This is a genomic window from Halolactibacillus alkaliphilus (assembly GCF_900115465.1).
GTDB lineage: Bacteria > Bacillota > Bacilli > Bacillales > Amphibacillaceae > Halolactibacillus > Halolactibacillus alkaliphilus.
Genome location: NZ_FOWN01000027.1, coordinates 1 through 16,658, shown reverse-complemented (window position 1 = coordinate 16,658; position 16,658 = coordinate 1). Strand labels below are relative to the sequence as shown.

15 protein-coding genes are annotated in these 16,658 nt (G+C 39.3%); 1 reads left to right on the top strand and 14 read right to left on the bottom strand.

The annotated features are described in order from the left end of the window. Positions 1-200 precede the first annotated feature (200 nt). The 14 genes from glnA to rny all read right to left on the bottom strand — a co-directional run bounded on the left by glnA (position 201) and on the right by rny (position 16,103). Complete coding sequence (gene glnA, locus BM163_RS10450; protein ID WP_089802902.1) at positions 201-1,538, bottom strand: type I glutamate--ammonia ligase; 1,338 nt, start codon at positions 1,536-1,538, stop codon at positions 201-203. 26 nt (positions 1,539-1,564) lie between these two features. Continuing rightward, a complete protein-coding gene (locus BM163_RS10445; RefSeq protein WP_089802900.1) occupies positions 1,565-1,966 on the bottom strand; it encodes a MerR family transcriptional regulator in 402 nt (133 codons plus the stop codon). 170 nt (positions 1,967-2,136) lie between these two features. Beyond that, positions 2,137-3,378 (bottom strand): methionine gamma-lyase family protein, encoded by a 1,242-nt coding sequence (locus BM163_RS10440; protein WP_089802898.1) that lies wholly within the window; start codon positions 3,376-3,378, stop codon positions 2,137-2,139. Positions 3,379-3,380: 2 nt separating this feature from the next. Beyond that, a complete protein-coding gene (gene hflX / locus BM163_RS10435) occupies positions 3,381-4,625 on the bottom strand; it encodes a GTPase HflX (RefSeq protein ID WP_089802896.1) in 1,245 nt (414 codons plus the stop codon). A gap of 87 nt (positions 4,626-4,712) precedes the next feature. Next, on the bottom strand, positions 4,713-4,937 hold the full coding sequence (gene hfq / locus BM163_RS10430; protein ID WP_062320034.1) for an RNA chaperone Hfq: 225 nt from the start codon (positions 4,935-4,937) through the stop codon (positions 4,713-4,715). 41 nt (positions 4,938-4,978) lie between these two features. Beyond that, positions 4,979-5,914, bottom strand: coding sequence for a tRNA (adenosine(37)-N6)-dimethylallyltransferase MiaA (gene miaA, locus BM163_RS10425; protein WP_089802894.1), 936 nt, complete (start codon positions 5,912-5,914; stop codon positions 4,979-4,981). 9 nt (positions 5,915-5,923) lie between these two features. Continuing rightward, positions 5,924-7,864: a DNA mismatch repair endonuclease MutL gene (mutL, locus tag BM163_RS10420; RefSeq protein ID WP_089802935.1), complete on the bottom strand. Its 1,941-nt coding sequence runs from the start codon at positions 7,862-7,864 to the stop codon at positions 5,924-5,926. Positions 7,865-7,883: 19 nt separating this feature from the next. Then, on the bottom strand, positions 7,884-10,544 hold the full coding sequence (gene mutS / locus BM163_RS10415) for a DNA mismatch repair protein MutS (RefSeq protein ID WP_089802892.1): 2,661 nt from the start codon (positions 10,542-10,544) through the stop codon (positions 7,884-7,886). A 118-nt stretch (positions 10,545-10,662) separates the two neighbouring features. Next, positions 10,663-11,175 carry an outer spore coat protein CotE gene (cotE, locus tag BM163_RS10410; RefSeq protein WP_089802890.1) on the bottom strand — a complete coding sequence of 171 codons (513 nt, stop codon included), beginning with the start codon at positions 11,173-11,175 and terminating at the stop codon, positions 10,663-10,665. Positions 11,176-11,258: 83 nt separating this feature from the next. Then, on the bottom strand, positions 11,259-11,633 hold the full coding sequence (locus BM163_RS10405; protein WP_089802888.1) for a YlbF/YmcA family competence regulator: 375 nt from the start codon (positions 11,631-11,633) through the stop codon (positions 11,259-11,261). 13 nt (positions 11,634-11,646) lie between these two features. Continuing rightward, a complete protein-coding gene (gene miaB / locus BM163_RS10400) occupies positions 11,647-13,161 on the bottom strand; it encodes a tRNA (N6-isopentenyl adenosine(37)-C2)-methylthiotransferase MiaB (protein WP_089802886.1) in 1,515 nt (504 codons plus the stop codon). 131 nt (positions 13,162-13,292) lie between these two features. Continuing rightward, positions 13,293-13,553, bottom strand: coding sequence for a stage V sporulation protein S (locus tag BM163_RS10395; RefSeq protein ID WP_089802884.1), 261 nt, complete (start codon positions 13,551-13,553; stop codon positions 13,293-13,295). Between the two features lie 62 nt (positions 13,554-13,615). Continuing rightward, a complete protein-coding gene (ymdB, locus tag BM163_RS10390) occupies positions 13,616-14,413 on the bottom strand; it encodes a 2',3'-cyclic-nucleotide 2'-phosphodiesterase (RefSeq protein WP_089802882.1) in 798 nt (265 codons plus the stop codon). A 118-nt stretch (positions 14,414-14,531) separates the two neighbouring features. Next, a complete protein-coding gene (gene rny / locus BM163_RS10385) occupies positions 14,532-16,103 on the bottom strand; it encodes a ribonuclease Y (RefSeq protein WP_089802880.1) in 1,572 nt (523 codons plus the stop codon). 301 nt (positions 16,104-16,404) lie between these two features. Between rny and BM163_RS13815 the strand changes: the two genes are divergently transcribed. Next, positions 16,405-16,658, top strand: a 254-nt coding sequence (locus tag BM163_RS13815; protein ID WP_177200263.1) for a transposase family protein, incomplete at its 3' end; no start/stop codon positions are given.

The following is a 16,658-nucleotide window of genomic DNA, read 5'->3' as shown; positions in this document are numbered from 1 at the left end:
GTCGTGCTTAGTTGTCTATCAAAATAGCACGAGCGTATCTCTAGTATATTTAACGTTTAATAAGAATGCACCTTAAAAAATTTACTCATTACCTTAAATGGTTAGTGGGCTATTACAGATACACCTAAGGGTGATTATGGCGGAGGAATCAAACAAAAAGAAAAACCCTCAATACCAATGGCATCAAGGGTTTCGGCTGATTAATATTGTTGCATATATTGTTCACGTTCCCAAGGGTGTACTTGTGTACGGAACATATCCCACTCAATTTCTTTCGCTTCAACAAAGTGCTCAAATGAGTGTTCACCTAGGGCATCAACAATCGTTTGGTCTTTTTTCAGCGCTTCTAGCGCATCGAAAAGCGTTGCAGGAAGATCGTCTACACCGTTAGCTATACGTTCCTCTTTATCCATCACGTAGATGTTACGGTCGACAGCTTTAGGTGCTGGTAATTGATTTTTAATACCATCAAGACCTGCTGCTAAAAGGGCTGATAAAGCTAAGTAAGGATTAGCAGCCGGGTCAACACTACGCACTTCAACGCGAGTACTTAAGCCTCTAGATGCTGGAATACGCACCAGCGGTGAACGGTTAGATCCACTCCACGCGACATAACAAGGTGCTTCATAACCAGGCACAAGGCGTTTATACGAGTTAACTGTCGGGTTAGTTACCGCAGTGAATCCTTGTGCGTGCTTTAAGATACCTGCAATAAACTGATAGGCTGTTTCACTTAACTGCATTGGGCCATTTTCATCTAGGAAAGTATTTTCTTTCCCTTTAAATAATGACATGTTACAGTGCATACCAGAACCGTTAACACCAAAGAGTGGTTTTGGCATAAACGTTGCGTGCAAGCCATGCTTACGTGCAATTGTTTTTACTACTAATTTAAATGTTTGAATATCATCCGCATGCTTCACCGCGTCAGAATATTTAAAGTCAATTTCGTGTTGGCCAGGGGCAACCTCATGGTGTGATGCTTCGATTTCAAAGCCCATTTCTTCAAGTTCTAAAACGATATCACGACGGCAGTTTTCACCTAAATCTGTTGGGGCTAAGTCGAAATAGCCACCTTTATCATTAAGTTCAAGTGTCGGTTCGCCTCTATCATCAAGTTTGAATAAGAAGAATTCAGGTTCCGCACCGATGTTAAACGTTGAAAAACCAAGTTCTTCCATCGCTTTTAAATTACGTTTTAAGTTCGCACGTGGACAACCCAAGAATGGTTTACCATCAGTTGTGTATACGTCACAGATAAAACGCGCTACTTTACCTTTTTCTGATGTCCAAGGGAAGATAACAAACGTATTTAAGTCTGGATATAACTTCATATCAGATTCTTCAATACGTACGAAACCTTCGATTGAAGAGCCATCGAATACCATTTCGTTATCTAACGCTTTATTAATTTGACTCACAGGAATTTCAACGTTCTTAATTGCACCTAGTAAGTCCGTGAACTGCAAACGAATAAATTTGACGTTTTCTTCTTCAACCTTTTTTAAAATCTCTTCTCTTGTAAAATGCTTTGCCATGATTGTCCCTCTCCTTTAAATAATCTTTATTGACGGAAGAACTGCGATAGTTCTCCTTGACGCAATGAGGCTTTTCCATATCGTCCGGTATGTAAAAGCTCTTGACGTAAGTACTTACGAAGCTCTTTATCAGACAATTCGTCATCTTCTTTCACGACGTCATCTTTAACTTCCGTTACTGGAAGGTCTTTCAACTGTAGCACCTGCTTAATTCCCGCCAAATTTATGCCTTTTTCAATTAATTCTTTAATCTCTAATAATCGATCAACATCATTAAACGAAAATAAACGCTGATTCCCTTCAGTTCGCGCTGGGTGTATCAGTTGATGCTCTTCGTAGTAACGAATTTGCCTTGCAGTAAGTCCTGTTAAGTCTTTTACAATACCAATGGAAAATAAGGGTTGCGAACGGCGATCTTCTTGACTCATCTACAACACTCCCCTTCCTCTCGCTTCCATACTTCTATTATACACGCGAGAATATAGTTGTCAATCCATGTTAGGTTATTTAACATAAAAAATTCAGAAAATGGTGAACTTTTGTTTTTTATATTTATACACCTTATTTTCCTCGTATCAAAAAAACTTTAGAACTATCTTTAAATCGTAACATAACCCGCGTCTATAAATTTGATGACCGCTTCTGTTATGGCTATCTTAACGTGACTATACGTAAGCCCTCCTTGGACAAAGGCTGTGTAAGGTGCACGGATAGGGCCATCAGCCGTAAGTTCTAGGCTAGCACCTTGTATAAATGTCCCCGCTGCCATAATGACATCACTCTCATAACCAGGCATTGGCGCAGGATGCGGTGTGACATAAGCATTAATTGGCGAGGCATATTGAATCGCTTGACAAAACTTAATCATTTGTTCAGCCGTATCAAACGTGACAGATTGAATCAAATCGGTTCGATTAGCATCATAACGTGGTGTCGTAGAAAAACCGACCAATTCCAGTAAGCGTGAGGTAAAGACAGCCCCTTGAAGTGCCTCGCCAACTACATGCGGCGCAAGAAAGAATCCTTGAAACATCTCCTGCAACACACCCAAGGTCGCACCCGTTTCCTTGCCAAGCCCAGGTGCAGTGAGTCGATTAGCCGCTTTTTCAATTAAGTCTTTTCGCCCAGCTATATAACCACCAATCCTACTAATACCGCCACCAGGATTTTTAATCAAAGAACCCGCGATTAAATCCGCCCCCACTTCTGAAGGTTCGCGCGTTTCAACGAACTCACCGTAACAATTATCAACAAAAACAATGACATCTTTATCAATCTTTCTAATGAAAGTGATCATGTGTTCAATATCATCAATTGTAAAAGATGGGCGATGCGCGTAGCCTTTAGAACGCTGAATGGCAATTACCTTTGTCTTTTTATTCATCGCATGTTTTAAAGCTGAATAATCAACAGCTAATGCATCCGTTAACGGAATCGATTGATAATGAATACCAAAATCCATTAAAGAGCCTGTGTCTTCTCCTCTTGTACCGATGACTTCTTCTAATGTATCGTACGGATCACCCGTCATATAAATCAGTTCATCACCCGGACGTAAAATACCAAAAAGTGCTGTAGTGATAGCATGGGTTCCAGAAATGAGTTGTGGTCTAACGAGCGCATCTTCAGTCTTAAAGACATCGCGATAAACTGCCTCAAGCCCCTCTCTGCCTATGTCATCGTATCCGTAACCTGTAGTCGCTTGAAAATGCACGTCGGCAATTTTATTTTGACGAAAAGCATTTAATACTTTTAACTGATTTTCTTCTACTTGAGACTGAATGGCTAATCGAATATCTTTAATGTCGTTTTCTGTTTGTAGAACTAATTGTTCAATCATAATTAAAACTCGCTTTCTTCTGTTCTATTAGGAATTAAAGGATGTTCTTTTGGTAAGTAAACAGTTAATAAATAACGCTCATTTGTTTCATCAAAAGATTCATGCTCAGTAATGCCTTGTGTTTTGAGTTGCTGTAGGCGTCTACCCTCATCTTTATTTAATTGAAAATCACAAGAGACAAATAATTGCTTCATCATTTTTTCTGTCGCCTCAAGCACACGATCACGATCGCGTTTATCTAAAGCACTTATTGTCAGTGCCGGCTTTTCAAAAGGAATAAACGTCGTTTGCAGTAAATCTTTTTTATTATAAAGTGTCAGCATAGGAACAGACTCGGCTCCTAAGCCGTTAAGAAGCGTTTTGACTGTCTCTTGTTGCTGATGATGATCTGGATGCGAAGCATCGACGACATGGTATATTAAATCTGCTTCTAATACTTCTTCTAACGTTGAACGAAAGGCTGCAATAAGTGACGTTGGCAAGTCTTGCATAAATCCTACCGTATCCGTGATAATCGCTTGAAATCCGGAAGGAAGCTTCACTTGACGAGCAGTCGGATCAAGAGTAGCAAACAATTGATCTTCCTCAAAGGTGTCACTTTTAGTTAAACGATTAAAAAGCGTTGACTTTCCGGCATTTGTATAACCGACAATCGCTATTTGAAATGCTTGATTTGACTTTCGACGCTTACGATATTGATCTCGCTGATTTTTAACAGTCTCTAAACGACGTTTTAGATCATCGATACGCCGCTGGATATGGCGTCGGTCAGACTCAAGCTTAGTTTCACCCGGACCCCTCGTGCCAATACCACCCCCCAATCTGGAAAGCGCTTGCCCTTGACCATGCAAGCGTGGAAGCAAATATTCATACTGAGCAAGTTCAACTTGTAGCTTCCCTTCATTTGTTTTCGCACGACTAGCAAATATATCTAAAATTAACTGTGAACGATCGATAATCGGCACATCAATATATTCGCCTAAATTCCTCACTTGCGAACTTGTTAATTCATCATTAGCAATTACAAGATCAATCGCTTCTGATTCGATAGTCTCAACGACCTCTTCAATTTTTCCTGTTCCTATATACAAACTCGGATGAATACGATCTCTTTTTTGAGTAATAACATCGACAACTTCTCCTTTAGCCGTTTCTGTAAGGGAGATTAATTCTTCTATCGAATAGTGAAAGCGTTCTGCTTCACTTGACTTCTTTTCAACGGCGATAATAAGTACCCGTTCTGACATAATTATTCCTTCTTTCTAAAGTGAGCGTATATTACATGGAAAGAGAGCGCTTAATAAGCGCTCCCCTCTTTTTCTTATTCTGTTTTCTTATTCCGTTTCAATTTTTACGTTTTTTGCTGGCGAGAATGTAGAAATCGCATGCTTGAAAATCAACTGTTGTTTACCTTCAGTTTCGAGTAAAACCGTAAAATTATCAAATGATTTTACTAACCCACGTAACTGAAATCCGTTGGTTAAGAAAACCGTTACTTGAATATGATCTTTTCTCAGTGCGTTTAGGTACTGATCTTGAATGTTAACAGATTGTGCCATGTAAATTCCTCCTCTTTGTCTCTCTCTATTATACTATAATTCTAGGTCCGTGGTAAAATTCCTGCCAAATCTTTAAGAATTTTTTGAAAAACTTTATTTTTTGTCTCAGGCGTGATGTTATACCATGTGACATCCATCTTGTTTTTAAACCATGTATACTGACGCTTAGCGTACCGACGAGAATTGCGTTTCAACAATTCAACAGCCGCTGATTCCGTCACTTCGCCTTCAAAATATGGCATCAGCTCTTTGTAACCTATTGCCCTCATAGCAGGCGCCTTTTTTAAACCTTGATTATAAAAATAGCGTGCTTCTTCTATCAAGCCGTTTTCAATCATCACATCTACACGCCTATTGATTCGTTCATATAACAGTTCTCTATCCATTTCAAGACCAATTAGAATCACTTGATAAGGCGAATCGTTAGACTGTTCTTGTTGATTCGCTGTCATCGTTTTACCTGTGCGATCATATACTTCTAGCGCACGAATAACACGGCGATGATTGTTAGGATGGATTTTACTTGCTTGGATTGGATCAATTTGTACCAAGCGTTGATAGACGGCATCTATACCATGAGTATTGATCTCTTCTATGAGCGCTTGTTCGAACTTCGGATCACGCTTTTCATCACTCAACTGATAGCCCTTGATGACACTATCAAGATACATTCCCGTCCCCCCCGCAATAATTGGGAGGTGACCACGCGCATGAATATCAGCTATAATATCGGTCACACGGGACTTAAAGTCAAAGACGGAAAATTCTTGATCCGGATCAAGAATATCAATCAAGTAATGTGGGATGCCTTGCTTTTCATTTTCTGTTACTTTTGCAGTGCCTATGTCCATCCCTCTGTATACTTGCATAGAATCACCACTTATTACTTCTCCGTTATAGTTTTTGGCGACATCGATTGATAAAGCTGTTTTTCCAACAGCTGTCGGACCAACGATACACACAATGGTTGGCTTCATTTTTTCCCCCTACATAATCCGTTTAAACATCTTCTCTAATTCGTACGTTGAGAAATGAATGACGATAGGTCGTCCGTGCGGACACGTAAACGGATCATTTGTTTTTCTTAACGTCTCTAGCAATGCAAACATATCATCATAATTTAAATGATGGTTAGCTTTAATTGACTTTTTACAGGCCATTAAAATCGCGGCATCTTCTCTTAACTTCTTTAAATCAATCTGTTCATCTTCAATTATTTGAGCTACTATATCTCGAATCGTTTCTTCTTCAAATCCTTGCGGAAACCATTGTGGATGCGAAGAAACTCGGTACGTTTGCTGTCCGAAAGGTTCGAAGAATAAACCGATTTTCTCTAGGTCTTGCTGGTGTTGCTCTACGAGTAGCGCCTCCTGTTTAGAAAACTCAAATGTCATCGGCACGAGAAGTTCTTGTAATAGTGGCTCTACTTCAACAATTTTTTCTCGATAGTATTCATATTTGATTCGCTCCTGTGCTGCGTGTTGATCAATTAAGTATAAACCATGATCATTTTCCGCTAAAACAAACGTTCCGTGATGCTGACCTACAGGATACATAATAGGCATGCGCTCGCTTACAGCATCAGTATTCGGATTGTTTTTATCAGCTTCGGTCTCTTTTTGCATTGATTTTAGCTCGACCTGAGGCTCTCGTATTGTCTCTTTTATAGAGCGGTTCATACGCTCTTCTTCTAGAAAAACTTCCGTTTTACTGATAGCCCTATCTAGCGAAGCGCTGTTTGTTGGATTCATTAGCTCATCAAGGTCTTCTGTTTTTGCAGGATTAGATAAGGCATGCAGCGTCAATTCAGGAGAAACCTCTGTTTCAAGGGATTTGTTGTCGTGACTCTGTTGTGTTGATGACTCTTTGATATGAGCCGAATAATCAAACGAAAAAGCGGTCTGTTCAGATGTCGCTTTTTTAGCCTTAGGTTTTTTTTCGGTATAGTCAGGAATAAGTCGCTCATTCTTAAAAGCGGCTTTAATCGCTGTTTCAATCGCTTGATATAATTCTTTTTCTTTACTAAACCTTACATCTAATTTAGTTGGATGAACATTCACATCAACTAGAATCGGATCCATGTCAATTTGAATAACGACAATAGGGTGACGGCCAATAGGCAACAGCGTATGATAACCACTTAGAATGGCTTTATTTAATAATGCGCTTCGAACAAACCTACCATTAACAAGTGTCGAAATATATTGTCGACCACTTCTTGTTACTTCAGGTTTTGCAATATAGCCCGTAATCTTGTAATCCAATGTTTCATGTTGAATATGAATCATTTTTTTTGCTACATTCATTCCATATATTTGAGCAATAATGTGTAACAAATCACCTCGCCCATTCGACTTAAAAATAACTTTATCGTTGTGTGTTAAGGTGAAGCGAATATCAGGGTGACTTAAACTTAATCGATTCATAGCATCCGTAATGTGCCCCAGTTCAGTGTGAATTGTTTTCATATACTTTAATCGTGCCGGGGTATTGAAAAATAGTTGGTCTACCGTAATTTCCGTCCCTTTTCTCGCGTCTGCTTTTTCACGCCTTACTTCTTTACCACCTTCATAAGCAATCAACGTCCCTGCGCTTTCACCTGTCGATGTTTTAAGCGTTAATTTACTCACAGCAGCAATAGAAGCTAAAGCTTCACCCCGAAACCCTAGCGTACGCACATGAAATAAGTCATGTTCTGATTTAACTTTACTCGTCGCATGTCGCAAAAAAGCAATGGAAGCATCCGCTTCGTTCATCCCATCACCATCATCGGTAACCTTCATCCGCATCAGACCAGCGTCATAAACATCTACATTAATCACACGGCTGTTAGCATCAATACTATTTTCCACAAGTTCTTTAATAACCGAGGCAGGCCGTTCAACAACTTCACCAGCGGCAATTTTATTACTGAGTGCATCAGACATTAATTCAATCGCCACATCATCACTCTCCTTGCACGTCTTGTTTTAGTTCGTATAGTGCATTCATCGCGTCAATTGGTGTCATTGACAGTATATCCATTTGCTTAAGTTTCTTTTCTAATTGAGAAGGTTTCGCTTTAGCAATGGGTTTTTCTGTTTCGAAAAAACTTAGTTGATCCATTTCTCCCTGAGCTGGTAATGAATTTACTGACGTCTCATTTTCTGTGAGGACATCCTTGTTAGTTGATGGCGTCAATTTCCCCTTACCCGTTTTATCACAGTGAGATGCTTTTTCATCATGGTTGTTACCTTCAAGCAAATGAAGAATAACATTAGCGCGCGCAATCAATGTGTCTGGCATACCAGCTAATTTAGCTACATGGATACCATAGCTCTCATCAGCGGGCCCTGGCTTAATCTTGTGTAAAAAAACAACCTCACCGTCATGTTCTTCAGCAGAGACATGAACATTCTCTAAATTTTTAAGCGTATCGCTTAGGCTCGTTAATTCATGATAATGCGTTGAAAACAAGGTTTTGGCACCAATATAATCATGTACATATTCAATAATTGCCTGTGCAAGAGCCATGCCATCATAAGTACTTGTTCCCCTGCCGATTTCATCCAGCAATATCAAACTGTTTTTTGTCGCATGAGTGATCGCATGTTTAGATTCGAGCATTTCAACCATAAACGTACTTTGTCCACTTACTAAATCATCCGCGGCACCTATCCGGGTGAAAATCTGATCAAAGACGGGTAAAGTCGCTGAATCAGCAGGTACAAAACACCCAATTTGAGCCATAATCACAGTTAACGCCACTTGTCTCATGTAAGTACTTTTACCAGACATATTAGGTCCTGTAATAAGCAGCATCTTTGTTTTTTTATCCAATGTTATGTTGTTTGGCACATACATCCCGTCAGTCATGACTTTTTCAACAACGGGGTGTCGGCCATTAATAATAGATACCGTCTCATCCGTTGTGAGTTTTGGTCGTACATAGCCTTCACTTTCACTTACAACAGCAAAACTTTGCAACACATCGATAGCACTTACTTGTTCAGCAAGCTTTTGTAACCTAGGAATAAACACTTTAACTTGCTCTCTTAACGCCACAAACAAATCGTGTTCTAATTGAAGACTTTTCTCCTCTGCTTGAAGAATTAAGTTTTCTTTTTCTTTAAGTTCTGGCGTAATATAACGTTCAGCATTGGTCAGTGTTTGTTTACGCTCATATTTTCCCTCAGGCAATAAATGTAGATTGGCTTTCGTGACTTCGATATAGTATCCAAAGACACGGTTATACCCAATTTTTAAAGATTTAATTTTTGTTTCTGCTCGCTCCTTTTGCTCCAGGTCGCTAATCCATTGTTTACCGTTTCTTGACGCATAGCGATAGTCATCGAGTTGCTCATTAAAACCATCCCGAATAATACCTCCTTCTTTTAAGGTAAGTGGTGGTTCCTCAGCAAGGCTTGTTAAAAGTAAGGTTTGTAATTCTTCCATGGTATCTAGCACATCGCCAAACGCATTGATTGACGAAGCGTCAAAGTCTTTTAAAGTCGTCTTAAGCGAAGGTACGCGTTCTAAACTTAAACGCAATTGTAATAAATCACGCGGGCTCACATTGCCAAAGGCCACGCGACCTGACAGACGCTCTAAATCATATATTGCTTTTAAATCTTCTCTTAACGCTTCCCGTTCAATAAATTGATTCAGGAAGCCTTCCACGATATCGAAGCGATCAAGTAATGTTTGATGATCTAATAGCGGTCGTTCTAACCATTTTTTTAAACGTCGGGTTCCCATTGCAGTCACCGTCTGATCTAACACCCACAACAAACTACCTTGTTTACCTTTTTTCATCATTGTTTCAGTCAATTCTAAATTTCTTTTTGAGTGCATGTCTAAGCCTAAATAACCGGACAAAACAATTTCTTTTGCTACTTGGACATGCTCAAGTGCACGTTGTTGAGTAGCTTGCACATAATGAATAAGTCTTGTGATAGCTTGTTTTAAATGCTTGCTTGTTAGTGACAAAGTTAAAGGATCAATAAACGTCTGGTCAATCGTTATATTTTCCAAGTCTTGCGAAGATACCGTCAGTTGTAGTTCATCCCGAAGTATTTTGTAATCAGCTGCACTGAGCGTTGGAGGCACTACAATTTCTTTTATCGGACGGTTATATATTTCACTTTTCAACCGATCGATATGCTCAACTAAGACCGCGAATAGTTCCCCTGTTGACAAATCAACAAAGCTAAGCGCAAAGCCATCCCCTGCCGTTTCAACACTCGCTAAGTAATTATTTTCGTGCTCTAACAACATCGCACCTTCCATTACTGTCCCAGGTGTAATAACTTGAACCACGTCCCTTTTAACGACACCTTTTGCCGTTTTGGGGTCCTCAACTTGTTCGCAAATCGCAACTTTATAACCGCGTTCAACAAGTGTTTTTATGTAATTTGTCGCCGCATGATAAGGAATACCACACATCGGAATACGCTCATCTGACCCGCCATCTCGACTTGTCAGAGTGATTTCCAGCTCTTGAGCAGCTTTAGTTGCATCGGTAAAGAACATTTCATAAAAATCGCCAAGCCGAAAGAATAGAAAACAGTCTTGGTAACGCGCCTTTATTTTTAAATATTGTTCAATCATTGGTGTGTAACTTGGCATCTTCATAACTCCCATTCACTTTTTTCCTTTTAATATTATAACATAGATTCAGCGTAGCTAGGCGTTGGTAAACAACGCTATAAAAAGAAAAAGCGTACAAAGAGTACGCTCTAAATTTTTATTCGTCTTTTTGATTATACCAGTGAAAATGCTCATCATCAATAGACCCAGGGTCAACCTTTACAGATACTTTTGTATCGCCAATAACTTCTACAAGATAACTTTTTTCCACCTCGGCACGTATCGTTCCATCACCCTCGCTAATCTTACATTCAACTGAATGTGGTTGTTTAAGCATTTTTGCGTAAACATCCGCTTCTTTATTTAATGTATGTTTGTCCGTCACAGATAATTCCACGGGATCCTGATAACTAATATGCTCTGTCACAACTTCCGTTTTTGTTGAATCATTAAAAGCATACCATACATTAATATCAAATTCACCGTTTACATCTACCGCGTCTACTTTACGTTGCTTCGCATGATACACATGGTTAATAATCCAACATCCTAAAATGTTGTCAGGTCTATGGGCGGGCTTAATGACATGTTTTGAGGTAGATACTTTCTCTCCTTTACCAATGACCGCTTTCGTAATGATCTCACGTACATCTTTTTCTAAATAACTCATTAGACAACCTCCTACCTAGTTAGGCTTATATAAGATAGTCTATGCTAAAAGATTTAAAGATGTGCAAAGAAAAAAAGATACCCTTAGGCATCTTTTATATTGGTACGATCTAACGCATCGGAAATCTGTTGATTAATTTCACCAATAAGTGATTGCAAGATGGCGTTAACCTCAACTTGTGTCATTTTAAACTCTTCAACAATTGGTAGCGCATCTATCTCTGCCTGTATTGCATCAATTTCTTTATCTACAGCAGTGACAGCGGCTGTTTTTCCGTATGCTTGGAGGTTAACCGCTTGCTTTTGTAGTTGTTTAATCTGACTTATATGGTGCTTAATTTTTTCATGTTGGTCCAACTTCGCTTTAATCACTTTGAAACGTTGAACATCTTCTAATTGTTCAAGCTTGTCAGCGACTTCTTTTGTATACGCTAAGATGTCATCATCTTGATAATGCATATCTTCCACCCCACTATTCTGTCACCCATTCTCCATACAGCGACCATGTCTTTGCCTCTGTAATTTTAACAGGGACAATCTGACCAATCAAGTGTTTCGGCGCTTTAAAGTTAACTAACTTATTTTGTTCTGTATATCCTGCTAGGACAGCTTCATTCTTTCGACTTTCACCCTCAACTAAAACATCGACCACTTGATTGATATACTTCTCCATCGCTTGTTTAGATTGTTGATTTACTAATGTATTCAAACGTTGTAATCGTGATTTTTTAACTTCCATCGGTGTAGTGTCTTTCCACCGGGCAGCTGGTGTTCCTTCACGCGGAGAATAGATAAAGGTAAACGCATGTTCAAATCCAACGGTCCTAACAAGTGATAACGTTTCCTCGAACTGTTCGTCTGTTTCATTCGGAAAACCAACGATAATATCTGTCGTTAACGTAACATTTGGTATTTTTGCTTGGATTTTTTTCACGAGCGTGAGATAATCTTCACGTGTATGGCGACGCGCCATGACTCGAAGTATGTCTGAACTACCGGATTGCACCGGTAGATGTATGTGATGAAGAAGGTTCTTACCTTTAGCTAGAATATCAATCAAATGATCATCAAAATCTTTTGGATGTGAAGTTGTAAATCGAATTCTTGGAATATCAATCAATCGTAATTCATCCATGAGGTGACCCAGACTATAGTCAAAAGCTAAGTCTTTTCCATAAGCATTGACATTCTGACCGAGCAACGTCACTTCCTTATATCCTTCTTGCGCAAGTTGTTTAACTTCTTGAATGATATCTTCAGGCATTCGACTGCGTTCTTTTCCTCTTGTGTAAGGAACGATACAGTATGTACAAAACTTATCACAACCGTACATTATATTCACCCAAGCTTTTAAATGACCTTTACGCACTTTAGGAAGATTCTCAATAATATCGCCTTCTTTTGACCAAACCTCAACTACCATCGCTTTTTGGAACATCGCTTCTTTTAGTAGGTGAGGTAATCGGTGAATATTATGCGTGCCAAATATCATGTCTACAAACGGATGCTTCCGCATAATCCGATGAACAACCGCTTCCTCTTGTGACATACAGCCACAAATACCGACAATTACATCTGGATTTTCTTTTTTTAACGGTTTTAAATGTCCTAACTCTCCAAATACTTTGTTTTCAGCATTTTCCCTAATCGCACACGTATTCAGCAAAATCACATCAGCTTGTGACATTTTATCAGTTTGAGTAAAACCCATTGAAGTTAATAATCCGGCCATCACTTCTGTATCGTGTTCATTCATTTGACAACCATATGTACGAATATAGTAATGTTTATTTATGCCGATTTTTTGCATATCCAATGGTATTTGGAAATCATAGTGAACCATGACATCTTGTTTTAAACGTTTTTTGGCTTTTCTTAGATCCGGGGGTTGATAAGTTGCTTCTGTCATGCCTTTTCTCATTCTTTCTAAGTGTTCCTTTGGTGTTGGTTTTACGCCACTAGATTTCGTACGCTGTATTTCATTCATCGACATCTGCCTCCAATTGTATCATTACATTTCCCTTTACAGTTTATCATGCAAGCGATTTAAATGGGTGTCTATCGAATATTTGTCATTTTTCTGTCACAAAAAACGCCTCCAAAAAGGAGGCGCTTCACTTATCGCGGTTCAATAATTAATTTCATGGCTGTTCGTTCTTCATTCTCAATTAAAATATCTGTAAATGCTGGCACACAGACTAAATCAATGCCACTCGGGGCAACAAACCCCCTAGCAATGGCAATCGCCTTGAGTGACTGATTCAGCGCCCCAGCCCCAATTGCTTGAATTTCGGCATTCCCTCGTTCGCGTAAGACATTTGCAAGCGCCCCCGCTACTTTGTTTGGATTAGACTTTGACGATACTTTTAATACATTCATTATAATAGCCTCCTTATTGTTACTCCCTTCACTATATTCACAATAAGACGCGACTATACCAATTAGCCGAAGAACGGATGATCATCATTAATTAAGATTCGATCAATCTTTGAAGCCTTCCCTGTTTTATTGTCTATATCGATGACAACACCAGATAACTGCACTTTACCACTCTTGGCCGCTTCAAAGCGGACAGGTAGCTGAGTAAGGAACCTTTTTAAAACCGCTTCACGATCCGTACCGATAATCCCATCGTAAGGACCTGTCATCCCCACATCAGTAATATAAGCGGTACCGTTATCGAGTAATCGATTATCTGCGGTTTGTACATGAGTATGCGTCCCGACAACAGCACTAACACGTCCATCAAGATACCAAGCTAAGGCAAGTTTTTCACTCGTAGCTTCAGCATGAAAATCCACGAAGATAGTATTTGTCCGTTGTTTTGCTTCTTCAACTAATTTATCTGCATAACGAAAAGGGTCTTCGATTGGCGGTAAAAACGTTCGCCCTTGCAGGTTAATAATCGCAACCTCAGTACCATTAACATTTACATAACCAATCCCCTTTCCTGGTGTACCTTCAGGGAAATTAGCGGGTCGGACCATTTTGTCGGCCGAATCAATAAAATCAAAAATATCACGCTTATCAAAGGTGTGATTTCCCATCGTCAAGAAATCCGCGCCCCATTCTAAGCATTGTTTATAAATTTTTTCCGTGATCCCTTTTCCTGCTGCTGCGTTTTCACCATTAACAATAGTTAATTGTGGTTGGTACTTTTGTTTTAATTGTGGCAAATAGCTTTTTAGTTGATCACGTCCAAGTGAACCAACAACATCTCCAATAAATAATATTCGCATACATTAAACCTCTTTCTATTTTTCAATCCTCACGTATAAGCATTCTTCATTTTATCACATTTAGAGCGAACAAAAAAGAAGCGACCGTAAAGTCGCTCCTTTCATTTTCGCATGTTCATTATTTAGCGTATTCCACTGCACGCGTTTCGCGAATAACAGTAACTTTAATATGGCCTGGGAATGTTAATTCATCCTCAATACGTTTTCTAATATCTCTAGATAAACGCGCTGCTTCTAAATCATCAATTTCATCAGGTTTTACCATAATACGCACTTCACGCCCTGCTTGAATAGCGAACGATTTCTCAACCCCATCATAGGATTCTGAAATCTCTTCGAGTTTCTCAAGACGTTTAATGTAATTTTCTAATGTTTCACTTCTTGCTCCTGGTCTTGCCGCAGATAAAGCATCAGCCGCAGCTACGAGTACAGCAATAATGGATGTCGGCTCTTCGTCTCCATGGTGAGAGGCAATCGCATTGACAACAATCTCTTTTTCTTTGTATTTGATAGCCAATTCTTTACCGATTTCTACGTGACTACCTTCAACCTCATGATCGATAGCTTTACCAATATCATGAAGCAAACCTGCACGCTTCGCTAATGTAACGTCTTGTCCTAGCTCACTTGCAAGTAATCCCGATAAATGAGCTACTTCAATTGAGTGTTTTAAGACATTTTGCCCATAGCTCGTACGATACTTCATACGACCAAGGATTTTGATTAAGTCTGGATGCAAACCGTGAACCCCGACTTCAAAGGTTGTTTCTTCCCCAACTTCTCTGATGTACTCATCAACTTCACGACGAGCTTTATCAACCATTTCTTCAATACGTGCTGGGTGAATACGACCATCTTGAACAAGTTTTTCTAAAGCGATACGTGCAGTTTCACGACGAATTGGATCAAATCCTGAAAGGATAACCGCTTCAGGTGTATCATCAATAATTAAATCAATACCTGTCAGCGTTTCTAAAGTACGAATATTACGGCCTTCTCGACCAATAATACGACCTTTCATTTCATCGTTTGGAAGATTCACGACAGAAACCGTTGTTTCTGCGACGTGATCTGAAGCACAACGCTGCATCGCGAGTGATAAAATTTCTTTCGCTTTTTTATCAGCTTCTTCTTTTGTTCTGTTTTCAGCCTCTTTAATAATAAGTGCGGATTCATGACTCACTTCTTTTTCGACTCGTTCTAAAATCGCCTGCTTCGCTTGGTCTGCAGTTAAACCAGAAATGCGCTCCAGTTCAGCCTGTTGCTCTTGCAACATTGCGTCTACTTTGCCTTCCATTTCTTCAATTTGTTGTTGTTTTTCTGCTAAAATTGCTTCTTTTTTCTCTTGCATACGCTCACGTTTGTCCAACGTATCGTCTTTGCGATCAAGATTTTCTTCTTTTTGCATTAAGCGATTTTCTTGTTTTTGAAGTTCAAGACGACGCTCACGAATTTCTTGTTCCAAATCTTGACGAATTTTATGATTTTCATCTTTCGCCTCAAGTAACGCTTCCTTTTTCGCAACTTCTGCATTACGGTGGCCTTCTTGAACGATTTGCTTAGCTAATTCTTCTGCACTCGAAATCTTTTTCTCTGCAATTGATTTTCGAATCCAATAGCCAACAACAATACCGACGATTAGGATAGCCAAACTGGAGATGACGAGAATCAAAATGTTTGTGATGTTCATGATTTCACCTCCTCTTGCTATTCGTTTTTTCGTGTTTAAGTCGGCATGTACTTTTCATAGTCATATGAATGCGTCATTAATTTTGTGTATAATCCAAACAGAGAATTATACACTTCTCATTCTAATCCCCAAAATTCTTTATGTCAAGAAGGCAAAGCAGGTTAAAGGCAAAATGTTCCACGCTTCCATCATCATTGAGACTGAAAATGCTTGCGATATGTCCAATTATACGGTTCTTACGCAACTTTGGGGATATGGAGTATCCAAAACAGGGTATAGGATAGTGAAAGGGGTGATTGTTATGCTTCATTCTATCACGACACTTGACCCTCATATTCACATCGTATCAATATCAGAAGAAACCGATAGTATTCATGTTGTGGCGTTTATAGAATCAAAAAGCGCCACATGCCCGCATTGCCATCAGAAAAGTTGTCGCGCGCATAGTCATTACACAAGGGTGATTGATGATTTACCTATTCAAAATAAGGCGGTACGCATTTATCTGAGAAGTAAAAAATGGTTTTGTACCAACATGTCTTGTGAAAGTAAAGT

Coding starts and splice junctions, on each gene's coding strand:
- BM163_RS10405 (WP_089802888.1), bottom strand. CDS start 11,633: ATGCATTATCAAGATGATGACATCTTAGCGTATACAAAAGAAGTCGCT.
- miaB (WP_089802886.1), bottom strand. CDS start 13,161: ATGAATGAAATACAGCGTACGAAATCTAGTGGCGTAAAACCAACACCA.
- rny (WP_089802880.1), bottom strand. CDS start 16,103: ATGAACATCACAAACATTTTGATTCTCGTCATCTCCAGTTTGGCTATC.
- cotE (WP_089802890.1), bottom strand. CDS start 11,175: ATGAGTTATTTAGAAAAAGATGTACGTGAGATCATTACGAAAGCGGTC.
- ymdB (WP_089802882.1), bottom strand. CDS start 14,413: ATGCGAATATTATTTATTGGAGATGTTGTTGGTTCACTTGGACGTGAT.
- glnA (WP_089802902.1), bottom strand. CDS start 1,538: ATGGCAAAGCATTTTACAAGAGAAGAGATTTTAAAAAAGGTTGAAGAA.
- hfq (WP_062320034.1), bottom strand. CDS start 4,937: ATGGCACAATCTGTTAACATTCAAGATCAGTACCTAAACGCACTGAGA.
- BM163_RS10440 (WP_089802898.1), bottom strand. CDS start 3,378: ATGATTGAACAATTAGTTCTACAAACAGAAAACGACATTAAAGATATT.
- hflX (WP_089802896.1), bottom strand. CDS start 4,625: ATGTCAGAACGGGTACTTATTATCGCCGTTGAAAAGAAGTCAAGTGAA.
- miaA (WP_089802894.1), bottom strand. CDS start 5,914: ATGAAGCCAACCATTGTGTGTATCGTTGGTCCGACAGCTGTTGGAAAA.
- BM163_RS10395 (WP_089802884.1), bottom strand. CDS start 13,553: ATGAATGTATTAAAAGTATCGTCAAAGTCTAATCCAAACAAAGTAGCG.
- mutL (WP_089802935.1), bottom strand. CDS start 7,864: ATGTCTGATGCACTCAGTAATAAAATTGCCGCTGGTGAAGTTGTTGAA.
- BM163_RS10445 (WP_089802900.1), bottom strand. CDS start 1,966: ATGAGTCAAGAAGATCGCCGTTCGCAACCCTTATTTTCCATTGGTATT.
- mutS (WP_089802892.1), bottom strand. CDS start 10,544: ATGCCAAGTTACACACCAATGATTGAACAATATTTAAAAATAAAGGCG.